Annotated in this window: 16 protein-coding genes and 1 tRNA gene; 7 read left to right on the top strand and 10 right to left on the bottom strand. The window is 65.7% G+C overall.

Annotation, left to right across the window (positions count from 1 at the left end):
• Positions 1-2: 2 nt before the first annotated feature.
• On the bottom strand, positions 3-596 hold the full coding sequence (gene pgsA, locus Q0082_RS01060; RefSeq protein ID WP_298188906.1) for a CDP-diacylglycerol--glycerol-3-phosphate 3-phosphatidyltransferase: 594 nt from the start codon (positions 594-596) through the stop codon (positions 3-5).
• A 139-nt stretch (positions 597-735) separates the two neighbouring features.
• Here pgsA and Q0082_RS01055 point away from each other — a divergent pair, with 139 nt between their 5' ends.
• Complete coding sequence (locus Q0082_RS01055; protein WP_298188903.1) at positions 736-2,064, top strand: MFS transporter; 1,329 nt, start codon at positions 736-738, stop codon at positions 2,062-2,064.
• 24 nt (positions 2,065-2,088) lie between these two features.
• Here the strand turns inward: Q0082_RS01055 and Q0082_RS01050 are convergent, their stop codons facing one another.
• Positions 2,089-2,337 (bottom strand): hypothetical protein, encoded by a 249-nt coding sequence (locus Q0082_RS01050; protein ID WP_298188901.1) that lies wholly within the window; start codon positions 2,335-2,337, stop codon positions 2,089-2,091.
• A 107-nt stretch (positions 2,338-2,444) separates the two neighbouring features.
• The gene (locus Q0082_RS01045; RefSeq protein WP_298188899.1) at positions 2,445-2,879 is read right to left on the bottom strand and encodes an EVE domain-containing protein; all 435 of its coding nucleotides are present in this window, start codon (positions 2,877-2,879) and stop codon (positions 2,445-2,447) included.
• Positions 2,880-2,940: 61 nt separating this feature from the next.
• Here Q0082_RS01045 and Q0082_RS01040 point away from each other — a divergent pair, with 61 nt between their 5' ends.
• Positions 2,941-3,888: a 2OG-Fe(II) oxygenase family protein gene (locus tag Q0082_RS01040; protein ID WP_298188897.1), complete on the top strand. Its 948-nt coding sequence runs from the start codon at positions 2,941-2,943 to the stop codon at positions 3,886-3,888.
• Here the strand turns inward: Q0082_RS01040 and Q0082_RS01035 are convergent.
• From Q0082_RS01035 to Q0082_RS01010, 6 genes are all read right to left on the bottom strand, one after another.
• Positions 3,885-4,343 carry a GreA/GreB family elongation factor gene (locus Q0082_RS01035; protein ID WP_298188895.1) on the bottom strand — a complete coding sequence of 153 codons (459 nt, stop codon included), beginning with the start codon at positions 4,341-4,343 and terminating at the stop codon, positions 3,885-3,887. The genes Q0082_RS01040 and Q0082_RS01035 overlap by 4 nt on opposite strands.
• Positions 4,340-5,677, bottom strand: coding sequence for an Hsp70 family protein (locus Q0082_RS01030; protein WP_298188894.1), 1,338 nt, complete (start codon positions 5,675-5,677; stop codon positions 4,340-4,342). The genes Q0082_RS01035 and Q0082_RS01030 overlap by 4 nt, the downstream gene beginning before the upstream one ends.
• Positions 5,678-5,737: 60 nt before the next feature.
• Positions 5,738-6,454, bottom strand: a complete 717-nt coding sequence (locus Q0082_RS01025) for a hypothetical protein (RefSeq protein WP_298188892.1) — start codon at positions 6,452-6,454, stop codon at positions 5,738-5,740.
• Entirely contained in the window at positions 6,454-7,056 is a 603-nt protein-coding gene (locus tag Q0082_RS01020) for a hypothetical protein (protein ID WP_298188890.1), read from the bottom strand. Before Q0082_RS01020 ends, Q0082_RS01025 begins: the two co-directional genes overlap by 1 nt.
• Positions 7,057-7,276: 220 nt before the next feature.
• Positions 7,277-7,352 (bottom strand) — tRNA-Ala (locus Q0082_RS01015).
• A gap of 172 nt (positions 7,353-7,524) precedes the next feature.
• Complete coding sequence (locus Q0082_RS01010; protein WP_298188888.1) at positions 7,525-7,842, bottom strand: FYDLN acid domain-containing protein; 318 nt, start codon at positions 7,840-7,842, stop codon at positions 7,525-7,527.
• 173 nt (positions 7,843-8,015) lie between these two features.
• On the opposite strand from Q0082_RS01010, the gene aroA reads away from it, so the two are divergent.
• From aroA to Q0082_RS00995, 3 genes are read left to right on the top strand one after another with little or no spacing between them, the layout of a single operon-like run.
• The gene (gene aroA / locus Q0082_RS01005; protein WP_298188886.1) at positions 8,016-9,368 is read left to right on the top strand and encodes a 3-phosphoshikimate 1-carboxyvinyltransferase; all 1,353 of its coding nucleotides are present in this window, start codon (positions 8,016-8,018) and stop codon (positions 9,366-9,368) included.
• The gene (locus Q0082_RS01000; RefSeq protein WP_298188884.1) at positions 9,365-9,988 is read left to right on the top strand and encodes a d(CMP) kinase; all 624 of its coding nucleotides are present in this window, start codon (positions 9,365-9,367) and stop codon (positions 9,986-9,988) included. Before aroA ends, Q0082_RS01000 begins: the two co-directional genes overlap by 4 nt.
• Before the next feature lie 52 nt (positions 9,989-10,040).
• Positions 10,041-10,988, top strand: a complete 948-nt coding sequence (locus Q0082_RS00995; protein ID WP_298188881.1) for a bifunctional helix-turn-helix transcriptional regulator/GNAT family N-acetyltransferase — start codon at positions 10,041-10,043, stop codon at positions 10,986-10,988.
• 18 nt (positions 10,989-11,006) lie between these two features.
• On the opposite strand, the gene Q0082_RS00990 is transcribed toward Q0082_RS00995, so the two are convergent.
• Complete coding sequence (locus Q0082_RS00990) at positions 11,007-12,314, bottom strand: adenylate/guanylate cyclase domain-containing protein (protein WP_298188877.1); 1,308 nt, start codon at positions 12,312-12,314, stop codon at positions 11,007-11,009.
• A gap of 192 nt (positions 12,315-12,506) precedes the next feature.
• Here Q0082_RS00990 and Q0082_RS00985 point away from each other — a divergent pair, with 192 nt between their 5' ends.
• The gene (locus Q0082_RS00985; protein WP_298188874.1) at positions 12,507-12,911 is read left to right on the top strand and encodes a PilZ domain-containing protein; all 405 of its coding nucleotides are present in this window, start codon (positions 12,507-12,509) and stop codon (positions 12,909-12,911) included.
• 143 nt (positions 12,912-13,054) lie between these two features.
• On the top strand, positions 13,055-13,200 hold a 146-nt coding region (locus Q0082_RS00980; protein ID WP_298188949.1), incomplete at its 3' end, for a 30S ribosomal protein S6.

Below are 13,200 nucleotides of genomic sequence, written 5' to 3'. Positions count from 1 at the left end.
GTTCAATCCATGTGCTTGAGGCCGACGCGCAGATAATCCCAGCCGGTGATCACCGTCAGCGCGGCGGCAGCCCACAGCGTGACAAGCCCCACCGCGTGCGGGACGTTGGCGTCGATCCCGGCAATCAGCATCGTCCAGTGCGGCGCGCCCTGCCCCAGAATCAACGCACCGAGCGCGATGAACTGGAACGTCGTCTTCCACTTGGCGAGCCTGGAAACGGGCACCGAGACCTGGATGCCGCCGAGAAACTCGCGGAGACCAGAAACCGCGATCTCGCGGATCAGGATGATCAGGCCCGCGATCACGTGGAGATCACCGACATAGGGCCCGGTCAGCACCCCTTGCGCGGTTAGAACCAGAATCACCGCGGCGACCATGATCTTGTCGGCAATCGGGTCGAGGAAAATGCCGAGCTTGGAAACCGTGCCCTGCGCGCGGGCAAGATAGCCGTCGAAATAATCGGTCACGCCCATCAGGGCATAGACCACAAAGCCCAGCGCATAGCCCGTTTGCCATTGGGGCCACCACAAGAGGCCCGCCAGCACGGGCACGGTGACAATGCGGGACAGCGTTAGCAGATTGGGAAGTGTCAGCATCGTATGGTCACCATAGGCACGATGGCAGCGCGAAGAAACCGCAAGTTGGTCCGCACATGCCCCTTGTCCGCCCCGTGCACGGCGCTATGGGATGGGCGGACGATGCGAAAGCTGGCAAAAACCGAATGACAACGCCCGAATGACTACAACTGCGCTGCTCATCCGGAAACGCCGTTTCCTGCCGCTTTTTGCGACGCAGTTGCTCGGCGCGTTCAATGATAACCTCTACAAGAACGCGATGATCTTGTACGTGGTTTATACCGTGTACAATTCGGAGGCAGCCGAAGCACGGTTCTCGGCAATTGCCTCGGCGGTGTTCATCCTGCCCTTTTTCCTGCTTTCCGCACTCTCCGGCCAGCTGGCCGACATGCGCGACAAGGCGCGGATCATCCGCATCGTGAAGGCGGCGGAAATCGCGATCATGCTGGTCGGCGCGGCGGGGCTGTTCATGGCCTGGCGCGGCATGGCCGTGCAGATCGTGGCAATCCCGTTGATGCTGACTGCGCTGCTCGCGATGGGCGTACATTCCACGTTCTTCGGCCCGATCAAGTATGCGATCTTGCCGCAGCATCTCCATCCGGACGAAGTGCTGGCCGGCACGGGCCTCGTCGAGGCGGGAACCTACATCTCCATCCTCGCTGGCACCATCTTCGCAGGCTGGATCCCGGTCGAATGGGCCGCCGTGATCTGCATTGTGACTGCCGCAGTCGGGTTCTGCACAGCCCAGTTCGTGCCGCCCGCGCCGCCGCAGATGGAGCCCGTGCCGCTTGATTTCAACGTGATCCGCTCCTCGATCACGCTGGTGCGCATGACAACGCGCCACCCGCGCGTGTTCCTCGCGATTGCGGCGATCAGCTTCTTCTGGACGATTGGCGCGGTCCTGTTCATCCAGTTCCCGCCGCTTGCCAAGAACGTGCTCTCGGCCAGCAAGGAAGTGGCAAGCCTCTTCCTCGTGGTCTTCTCGATCGGTGTCGCCATTGGCTCGGTCTCGATCAACCACCTGCTCAAGGGCACCGTCTCCGCGCGGTTCGGTCCGGTCGCGGTGATCGTGATGGGCCTTTTCATCGTGGCTTTCCACGTGGTCTGCAAAACCTGGCCGCACGCCGCCGGCACCGCGCTGCTCAGCGTGCCGCAGTTCGTGATGGAGCCGCTTGCGGTGCCGCTGCTGCTGACCTTGCTGGGCATCGCCATTTCGGGCGGCATGTTCGTGGTGCCGCTTTACGCCTTCCTGACAACGGTGGTCGACAAGGCAGAGACCGCGCGGACCATCGCCGCGAACAACATCGTCAATGCGGGCGCGATGGTCGTGGGTTCGCTGATCGCGGTTGGCCTCAGTGCGGCAGGCGTGCCGCTTGCCGATCAGTTGCTGCTGGGCGCAGCCATGTGCCTTGTTGCCGCGTGGCTGGCGCGCGTGCTCCACAAGGCCGAGAAAGCCCATGTGGGCGAGATCGAGCACACCTTCGAGTAAGCGGTGTTCGATCTTGCGGGGGCTTCAGAAAATGAAGACCGAGACCGCCAGAAAGCAGGCGCAGTAGGCCAACAGGAAATCCATCACATCCTGCCGGGTGATCCGCCGTGGATCGACGGGCGGCGAGCGCACACCCTCGGGCAGCTGCAGCGCCTTCATTGCCGCTTCCACCTCCGGCTCAAACATCGGAAGCGGCCGCAGCACGTGCGCAGGCAGCGTGCGGCGAAAGGGGTGGCCGGCAAGTTCGGGATTGGGGGCGCGCCTTCTCAGCATGGCCCCTTGGTAACGCTTTACTAACCATACGGGGAGGCTGCGAATCGGCCTCTCCCCCGGTCAAAGCGGGACTGTTCCGATCCGGCACAGCCGGCGCGGGTGGCCGATCAGACCGTACCGCCGGCCATATCCAGCACGATATCCCATTCCGATGCGCGCACGGCAGAAACCGAAAGGCGCGAAAGCCGCAGCAGTTCCATCTCGGCCAGCGCAGGATTCGCCTTGATCGCGGCTAGCGTGACCGGCGCCTTGAGCTTGGCGACCGGCTTCACCTTGACCGCCGCCCATTTGCCTTCGGGATCGGTCGGATCGGTGAGGCCAGCAACGCTGATCCGCGCGATTCCAACGATCTCCTTGCCGATGTTCGAGTGGTAGAAGAACGCCAGATCACCCACCGCCATCGTGCGCAGGTTTCGCGCGGCGAGGTGGTTGCGCACGCCGTCCCATGTGCCCTCGCCCTCGGCCATCAGGTCATCCCAGCCATAGACGTCGGGTTCCGACTTCATCAGCCACGCCTGCTCGGTCGCCTCGATTTTGCTCATGCATGCCTTCCGGGATCGCGATATGGGAGGCTCATAATCGCTGACGGAACACGCGCAAGCCATGAACCTCGATACCCTTCCCGTGCTCTCGCTGGCCGCCCCTTCGGGCAATCTGGCCGGGGATCTTGGCCGCAGCTTCCAGCGCTTCGGCTTCGCGCTGGTTGCGGATCATGGGCTCGATCCGGCGCTCGTGGCGCGCGGGTGGGAAATGACCGCTGCGTTCTTTGCGCAGGACGAAGCCGCCAAGCGCCGCTGGTACGTGGCGGGCGGCGGCGGGCAGCGCGGCTACACTCCGTTCGGCACCGAAATCGCCAAAGGCGCGGCAGTGCACGATCTCAAGGAATTCTGGCATGTCGGGCGCGAGCTTGCCTCCGGCGATCCGCTTACCGCGTCAATGCCCGCCAATGTCTGGCCGGACGCGCCCGAAGGCTTCCGCGAGACCTTCACCGCGCTTTATGCAGAATTCGACCGGATCGGCGCGCAGATCCTCTCGCACATCGCGGTCTGGCTGGGCCTCACGCCGGACTGGTTCGATCCTGCCATTGCGGGCGGCAATTCGATCTTGCGCCTGCTGCATTACCCGCCGATCCCCGGCGATACGCCCAATGACCTGGGGGGCGCAATCCGCGCGGGCGCGCATGAGGACATCAACCTCATCACGTTGCTGCTGGGCGCCGAGGAAGCCGGGCTCGAATTGCTCACCCGCGAAGGTCGCTGGATCCCCGCCTCCCCGCCACCGGGCGCGCTGGTGGTCAATATCGGCGACATGCTGCAGCGCCTGACCAACCACGTGCTGCCTTCGACGACGCACCGCGTGCGCAATCCCGATGGCGCAAGGGCCGCGCACAGCCGCTATTCGATGCCGTTCTTTCTGCATCTGCGCAGCGATTTTGCGATCCGTACCCTGCCCGGCTGCGTGAGCGCGGACAATCCGGACCGCTACCCGGAGCCGATCCTCGCGGATGAATATCTCCACGAGCGGCTGCGCGAGATCGGGCTGAAGGTTTAGGCCTTCACATCCAGCACTTCGATCGCGCCGTCCTTGCCGCCGAAGTCGAGCTCGTCGCCGACCTCGGCCCCTAGCAGTGCACGGCTGAGCGGCGCGGTGAACGAGAGCAGACCTGCGGCGGGATCGGCCTCGTCATCGCCGACAAGCCTGATCGTCCGCGCCTTGCCATTCAGGCGGAACGTGACGGTGGAACCGAAGCCAACGGCCGCGCCATCCGGCTTCGGCATGACTTGCGCCGTAGCCTGACGGGTGCGCCAGTAGCGCAGGTCGCGCTTCACCCGCTTGATCTCGGTCTCGTCCGTCAGACCGGCAAGCTCCGCCTCGAGCGCCTCGACCCGCGCGGCGATCAGTGCCAGACCGCGCTCGGTGACGAGATTGGGACCCGGCGGGATCGGCAGCTCGAACTTCGGCTCAAGATGCTCGTCATCGCTTTCGCGGCGGAATGCGACGCTCATGCTTCCTCCCCTTCCGCGACCGTCCATTCGGACAAGTCGGGCGCACTGCCGATCAGGGCAAGGCCATGCGCAATGGACGTCAATTCGTCGCCGCTGGCAATGCGGCTTTCGCCAAAGCGCCGCTCGAACAGCTGGCGGACCGCCGGGATGAGCGAGGAGCCGCCGGTCACGAACACGTGGTCGATCTGTTCGGCCGCAAGGCCGGCGCGCGCCAGCACGCGGTCCACGCCGCGATCGAGTTCGGCCAGATCGGGCGCGATCCAGCGTTCGAAATCGGCGCGGCTGACGTCTGCGGTGACGCTGAGCCCCTCGCCCTCGAACGCGAAAGCCGCATGAGTCTGGCTGGAAAGCGCACGTTTCACCGCGCCAATCGCCTCGTAAAGCCCATAGCCCAGCTCGTGTTCGACCACCGCGATCATCCGGTCGATGGCAGCGGGATCGGTCGCCGCGTGGCGCAGCTTGGCGAGCTGATCGAGCGTGCGCTTGTTGCGCATGAGGGCGAGGCGCGACCAGTCGCTGAAATCGGCGAAATGGCCGGGCGGAATCTCCAGCACCTTGTCGAACGAGCGATACGTGCCACCCTTGCCGAGCAGCGGCAGCACGAGCTGGTCCATGATGCGGAAATCGAAGCGGTCGCCCGCGATACCCACGCCCGCCGAGGCTAGCGGCACGCAGCGCCGCGGCGCATCCGGCGCTTCGACGCGCACGATCGAGAAGTCGCTGGTGCCGCCGCCGAAATCGGCCACCAGCAAGGTCGCCGGATCGGTGAGCCGTGAGGCAAAGCTGTAGGCCGCGCCAAGCGGTTCGTAGACGTAGTGGATCTCACGCCCTAGCCCGGCAAACATCGCCGCGTAGCGTGCAGCCGCAAGCGCCGGATCGGGCCGCGCGCCGACATAACGCACCGGGCGGCCGACCACGATGCGTTCAGGCAGGTCCTTGAGGGCTTCTCCCGCATGCGCGGTCAGATGCTCGAGGAAAGTGCTGCCGAGGTCTTCGAAGCGCAGCCGCTTGGTAAAGATCTGTGCGTGTTCAAAGCTGGTACTGGCGGCGACCGACTTGAACGACTGGATGAAGCGCGAGCCCTGCGGAAAACCGAGAAACTCGGCTATCGCCCATGGGCCTGCTTCGTGCGCCAGACCGCCGCGCACGGCATCCTCCTGCCAGAAGCACAGCGCAGAGCGGAACACGGCCCCAGTCTGATCGGGCCCCGTCTGATCGGGTGCGGCAAACTCGGCCAGATGGACCGCGCCATCGCCCGCAGTCCGCGCGACGACCGAATTGGTCGTGCCGAAGTCGATGCCGACAGCGGGCACAAGGGGTTCGGGGGCGGACATGGAAATCAGAACTTTCGGCAAAGCAGGAGCCACTGCCGATTCGCAGCGGGGCCGACGCCCCTAGCCTGCCGTCTCTTTGGGCACCACGTTATATTTGCGCACTTCGTCCTGGCTCAGGCAGTAGCGCGTTGTCTTGTTGGCAGCGGTGGCCACGGCCTGCTGCTTGTACATCACTTCGGTCAGCAGCTTGCGGCTGATGCCCATCCGGATGAGGAAGTCGTTGTCCTCGCTGGCAAGCAGCGCGCTGTCCTGCTCGATCTGGCCAATCAGGCGCGTCGTCTCGGCGCTGCCTTCCTCGACCGAGATCTCGATGGTGTCGCGGTCGCCGGTGTGGGTGAACATGTGGACCATGAACACGCCGCCCGGATCAACGAAGCGCCGGTCGCCGCCCATGAACACGAAGTTGCAAGCCGAAAAGCATGTCCAGCCCTTGGGAATGCGCGTGACCATGCCGGGATAGCTACGGATCACCTTACCGGCGAGATTGCCCGCGCGCGCATCGCCGCCTCGCGATTTGATCCAGACCTCCTCGATCCGCTCATCGGCGTCCAGCGCAGCCTTGAGGCGCTTCGGCAAGGTCGAATCGATGATGCCATCGGCGATCAGCACGTGCTTGCCGCCCATGTCCGCGGGCGTAAGCGTGATAGCCTTGGCCTGGCCCCAATCCGGCGCGGCAGGGCAGGAAGGATTGTCCTTGTCCATCACGATGGCCGCGGGCTTTGCCGCAACCAGCGCGATCCCGGCAAAGCCGAGGGCAAGGCTGCGCAGCGCTCGCATCAGGCCATCAGCGCATAGCGCGCCTGGCCGGGTTTGCGGCACATGCGCTTGTTGGCAGTGGTCTCCTCGCCGTTGACGATGATCACGTCGCTGACGGTGATGCACTGCATGCCGCCCTGATCGTTGTCGTTGCGCGCGACCACGGTGGACGTGCCGGACACGTTCTCGCGCGTTTCCGAAGTCCATGCTGATGAGGCGCCGACCGGCGGTGGCTCGGCATCCCCAGCCTCACCGCGGGTTGCCTCGATCGTGGCGTTCGCGGCCTGCTTCTGCTCGGCCGGATCGAGCTTGCAGGCGATGGCATTGGTGAGCGTGCCCGCCACTTCGGAAATCGGGAAGTAGCTCGAGACCCCGGCGGAACCGGCCGCACGGCCAATGCCCTGGCCGATCAGCCCGCCGAGCATCGCCGAGCCCTCGCTCTTGCTCTTGCCCTTGGGGCAGCCGTCCGAGCTCTTCGACGAACTCGACGGCGCGCTGGGCAGCGAGGGAAAACTGAAGCCGCCGAACTGCGCGCTGGCACTCGTCGCGACGAGGCACGTGCCGGCAGCGGTGCCGACGGCAGCGCTGAGGAAGCGGCGGAAAGACGGACGAGACGTGTTCATCACCAATGGCACCCCTGATGTGCGCAGCTTGCACTGGTCCGGTCTGCCCGGAGCGATGCCTGCCGCTGCATGGCCTTTGTTATGCGGCGATGCGTGTATCGCCGGTGAACCCGATAGCGCGCATGCCTAGGCAGGGGTGTGATGTGCGTCAATGGCAGCGATTTTCCGCAAGCGGCGCCGCGGCCGCGCAGGCATCCACTCAACGATGGCAAGAGAGAAATGGTGGAGCCTAGCGGGATCGAACCGCTGACCTCCTGCATGCCATGCAGGCGCTCTCCCAGCTGAGCTAAGGCCCCACAATGTCTAGCAGAGGTGCCGCTGGAGGCACCCTGCACCGGCAGCATCCCGCCGGAGGACCGCGCCTTTATGCGAGGCCCGGGGCGCTGGCAACACATTTTTGCACCAGCGCGCAATCGCCGCCGGAGCGCAAGCGGCCCTTTGCCGCCCGCGCTCCGGCAAGCGGAAAAATCAGACTTCCTCGTCCTCGCCGTCGTGGCCAGGAACGCCAAGATCATCATCGCCGCCCAGATCGACGTCGTTGTCGGGCGAATCGGCATCCTCGTCGATGTCGAGATCTTCGTCAGCCAGATCGACGTCGGGCGCGACATCGACCTTCTCCTTCTGGATCTCCTCATAGGGGATCGGCTGCTTGGACTTGAGCACGGGCTCCGGCGTCCAGCTATACTTGCATTCGACGCAGGTGACGGGGTCATCCCTGCCCATGTCATAGAAGCGAGTGCCGCACTTCGGGCAGCCGTGCTTTGCGCCCCATTCAGGCTTGACCATGCGAAATCCTTAAAACTTGCGCCCGCGACAGATGGCGGGAGCATCAATGCATTTTGCTTGATGGGGCCCCACTGGCCGGGAATCAAGCGCGGCGCGCGCCTTGCCATAGGCGCGGGGCGCTGTCAAAAGCGCGGCCGTTCCAGCCCTCCCAGACCCCGGAAAGACCCGCACCCGTGCATTCAGCCGAAACCTCCGCCCCGCGCCCCCGCCGCTTCATCGCCGCCGGGCCGCTCACCGGGCGGATCCGGGTTCCCGGCGACAAATCGATCAGCCACCGCTCGATCATGCTCGGCGCGCTGGCGGTCGGCCGTACGCGGGTGACCGGGCTGCTCGAGGGCGAGGACGTGATGTCCACTGCCGCGGCGATGCGCGCGATGGGCGCCAGCATCGAACGGCTCGGTGGTGGGGAATGGGTCATCGACGGCGTGGGCGTCGGCGGCCTTCTGCAACCGAAGCAGGCGCTCGACATGGGCAATTCCGGCACCTCGACGCGGCTGCTGATGGGCCTTGTTGCCAGCCATCCGATCACCGCCACCTTCATCGGCGATGCCAGCCTTTCAAAGCGCCCGATGGGCCGGGTGATCGAGCCCCTTTCGCAGATGGGCGCCGATTTCACCGCAGCGCCCGGAGGCCGCCTCCCGCTGACGCTGCGCGGCATTTCACCCGCGGTGCCGATCAGCTACCGCCTGCCGGTCGCCTCGGCGCAAGTGAAGAGCGCGGTGCTCCTCGCCGGCCTCAACACGCCGGGCACCACCACGGTGATCGAACCCGTCCCCACGCGCGACCATTCGGAGCGGATGCTGAAGGGCTTCGGCGCGGACCTGCGTGTCGAGGTCGCCGCAGACGGCACGCGCCCGATCCACCTTTCCGGCGAAGCGGAACTGAGGCCCCAGACGATCGAGGTCCCCGGCGATCCCTCCTCGGCGGCGTTCTTCGTGGTCGCGGCGCTGCTGGTGCCGGGCTCCGATCTCGTCATCGAGAACGTCGGCCTCAATTCCACCCGCGCTGCGCTGCTTGATGTGCTGCGTGCCATGGGCGGTCAGATCGAGGAAGTGGACCGCCGCGAGGTCGGCGGCGAGCCGGTGGCGGACCTGCGCGTGCGGCATTCGGCGCTCACGGGCATCGAAGTCGATCCGGCCGTGGTGCCGAGCATGGTCGACGAGTTCCCGGTGCTGTTCGTCGCCGCAGCGCTCGCAGCGGGCCGCACGGTGACGACCGGCCTTGAGGAACTGCGCGTCAAGGAAAGCGACCGTATCGCGGTCATGCGTGCGGCGCTCGAACTGGCGGGAGCGACTGTGAGCGAAACCGAGGACGGCCTCATCATCGACGGCACCGCCGGAGAGCCCCTGCAAGGCACGCCTGAAGGCGCTGCGGTCGCAACGCACCTCGACCACCGCATTGCCATGTCGATGGCCGTGGCGGGGCTTGCCAGCCGTTCTGGGGTGGAAGTGGACGACACGCGCCCCATCGCGACGAGCTTCCCCGTATTTGAAGCCCTGCTCGATCAGGCCAGCAGCGCGGCATGATCATCGCCATCGACGGCCCGACCGCCTCGGGCAAAGGCACCATCGCCAAGGCGCTTGCCGCCCATTTCGGCCTGCCACATCTCGATACCGGGCTACTCTACCGCGCGGTGGGACGGCAGGTATTCCTGAATGCCGGCAATCCCGACGATCCGGACGCGGCGCTGGTTGCCACCGATTTCCCCGAGAGCCTGCTTGCCGATCCGGCGCTGCGCAGCGAGGAAACCGGCGCGCTGGCGAGCCGCGTCTCGATCCACCCCGGCGTGCGTGCTGCCCTGCTCGCCCGCCAGCAGGCTTTTGCCCGCCAGCCCGGCGGTGCTGTGCTCGATGGCCGCGATATCGCGACGGTGATCGCACCCCAAGCCGAAGCCAAGCTCTTCGTCACCGCCAGTGTCACCGCCCGCGCGCTGCGCCGCTGGGCCGAGATGCAGCAGCGAGGCGAGAATGTGACGCGCGAGGCCATCGAGGCCGACCTTGCCGCCCGCGACGAACGCGACCGCACCCGCACGGCCGCCCCGCTGCGCCAGGCCGACGATGCGGCGCTGCTCGATACCTCCGCGCTTTCCATCGAAGCGGCCATTGCGGCGGCGATTGCCCTCGTCGAGAAGCAGCTCAAGGCTTGACAAGCGTCTTTCCATAACGTGATATATAACGCGTTATAAGGGAGGGGATGCCATGACCGATATCTTGCGGGAGGCCGGACCCGTTTTTCTGGGCAGCCGCCTGAAGCGCCTCGCCGAGCGGATGCAGGCCGAAGCCGCGATGGCCATCACCGAGGCCGGCCTGCCCTGCCAGCCGGGCCACATGGCGCTGCTTGCCGCGCTGGCGAAGGGTCCACAGAGCGTGACCCAGCTTGTCGCGGCCATCGGCACCAGCCAGCCCGGCGTGACCCGCAGCGTGGGCCAGCTGACTCGGCTGGGCCTCGTGGATACGGTCCCGGGGCGCGACCAGCGCCAGCGCCTCGTCTCGCTCACCCCGGCGGGTGAGGAAGCGCATGCCGCTGCGCTTACCGATGTCTGGCCGCGCATGGACAGCGCGGTGCGGTCGCTGCTGGAGAGCATCCCCGGCGATTTCCTCAGCGAAGTCGGGCAGATCGAGGACGCGCTCGCCGCACAGCCCCTGCTCGCCCGCACCCGCCCGGCGCGCAAGACCCGGCTGCGGCTGCGTGAGTTCTCCGACGCGCTTGCGCCGGCCTTCCACGACATCAACAAGGAATGGATCGAGGCGATGTTCGTCCTCGAACCGGTCGACCGCGAGGTGCTGGAAAACCCGCGCGAGAAGATCATCGCACCCGGTGGCACGATCCTGTTCGTCGAGGCGGAAGGCCTTGGAATTGTTGGCACCTGTGCGCTCAAGCCCACCGGCGGCGGGGGGTATGAACTCACCAAGATGGGTGTGCTCGAAAGCGCGCGCGGACTTGGCGCAGGTGCATTCCTCCTCGCCGCGACAATCGCGCGGGCGCAGCGGCTCGGCGCCGATCCGCTCTATCTGCTGACCAACAAGGCCTGTGCGGCGGCGATCCACCTCTACGAGAAGCTGGGCTTTTGCCACGATGCCGGGATCATGGCGGACTACGGCACGCGCTATGCCCGCTGCGATGTCGCGATGCGGTATCGGCCCTGAGGCGACCCTGAAGTGGCCCTAGGCGGCCCGATCGACCTCGCCGCTCGCAAGCGGCTGGGCATGGTAGACCAGCACGTCGCCGACGCCCTTGAGCGCGATGGTCACCGGTGCGCCGAAACCTTCGCGGTCGCGCGCACGCAGCCATGTGATCTCGGAAACGGCGATGCCGTTGACAGGGGCCGTGCCATCAAGCCGGGCGGCGATGTTCACCGTGTCGCCCCAGTAATCATAGGCCATGCGCGTCTCGCCGATCACGCCGCCCACCACCGGGCCGCTGTGGATACCGGCGCGCAAGGCAACCTCCACGCCTGCCCCCTTGCCCATGTCCGGCACGCCCGCGATCACCGCGCGGGCAAAGGCGATCGCGGCATCCGCGCTGTTGCCCGAAGGCACGTTGCCCCCCGCAATGGCGAGGTAGGCATCGCCCACGGTCTTGACCTTCTCCACCCCGAACTGGCGCGCGCAGGCATCGGCATGGTTGAAGAAGGCATTGAGCAGTTCAACCAGATGGCCGGGCGAAACGCGCTTTGCCAGGGTGGAGAAGCCTACCATGTCGATGAAGATCACGCTGGCATCGGCGTAGGAATCGGCCACCAGAAGACCACTGCGGATGCGGTTCACCGCGGCCGGGGGCAGCATGTTGAGCACCAGTTCCTCATTGCGCGCGCGCTCGGCATCGAGCGAATCCGCCAGCTGGAACGCGGCACGGCTGGTGCGGCCGACAGCGAGGTTGATCGCGGTCATCACCACCGCGCCGCTCGCATAGCTGACCACGGCATAGACCACCGCCGAGAGCTGCGGCTGCCCGCTGGTGATTTGTGCGAACCAGACCAGCGCATCGAGCACCACCCATCCGAGGAACGCCCGTGGCCGACCGGCCAGCGTGACGGCGGCGAAGGCCGTAATGATCAGCCGGTTGACCACCCCGACTGCGTGCAAAGTCGCATCAAGGCTGGAGAGGTGCTCGAACAATACGACGTTGATCTTGCCGACCAGCAGCGAAAGGGTGAGCAGGGCGATGAAGTCGATGAGGGGGTACTGGATGTAGCCCTCCCAGAAGGTCACGCCGATATAGGTGCCGCAGACGAGCAGCGCGAGGCCGAGCAGGATCGCCAGCTGCGCGTTGTCGGTCGGCGCCAGAAACATCGGATTGATGATCGAATAGGAAAGTGCCACGACCATGAAGATCACGCCGTAGACCCGCACGAAAGGAAGCCGCAGCGTCCGCGCGCGCTCGGAATAGCGCCGCTCGGTCTCGTCGTCGGCAAAACGGCTGAACAGCCCCGGACGGCTCATCGCGATGGCGCTTCTGCTTTCATCGGCCACTGCTGCCTCCCCTGCGGTGCCGGCCGGACGCCGGACCGTTCCTCCGCTATCATAGGCGCCAAAGCTTGCCGGAAAGACAACGCCGCGCTGCGGATGGGGCCGGGCCGCCTAGCATTAATCCGTAGGGCCTGAAGCTTGAGCGTCTCCCGCCGTTCTCAATGCATGTGGTAAATGCAGCGGCAGGAGCAGGCCATGACGGACGAGTTCGAGGGCGTGGAGAACATCAACCACCGGCGGGCGCGCCGCGTGGGTTTCGAGCTTCCGGTGCGCTGCAAGCACGGCGTTACCCGGTCAACGGTCATGCTTAAGGACATGACCACGCACGGCGCACGGATCGAAGGCATTCCTCGTCAGCGCATCGGCGATACAGTCATCCTGTTCTTGCCGGAGCTTTCACCCAAGCTCGCGTTCGTTGTGTGGTCGAAGGACAGGACCTCGGGCGTCGAATTCGAATTGCCCCTGCACGAGACCGTGTTCGCCAATCTCGTCGCCGATTTCGCCATCGGCCATCTCCAGCGGCTCGAGATGGGTCGCCCCGTGAGCGATGCCGCACCGCTTGCAAGCCCCCCGGTGCCGCCCACGCGCCATGCGGCCTGAAATTCCGATTACACCTTGCATCTTCGCTGATTCCCGCTAAGGGCCAGCGCTTCCGCGAAACGGGCCAAGGCCATTGCGCGGAAGTCGAAGAAAGCCGGAGGGGCCCCGCAATACCGCGGATCAGCCAGCGATCGGTTAGATTGATGAAGGACGCAAGGCCCATGCCTCTGTACGAGCATGTCTTCCTTGCGCGTCAGGATCTGAGCCAGGCTCAGGTTGACGCGCTTGCCGCCACCGCCACCGAAATCGTCGAGAGCAACAACGGGAAGGTCGTCAAGACCGAGACCTG

It is taken from the genome of Novosphingobium sp., from assembly GCF_027489515.1.
GTDB lineage: Bacteria > Pseudomonadota > Alphaproteobacteria > Sphingomonadales > Sphingomonadaceae > Novosphingobium.
Note: the sequence above shows the minus strand (reverse complement) of the source record. Positions and strands in the feature narration are given on the sequence as shown.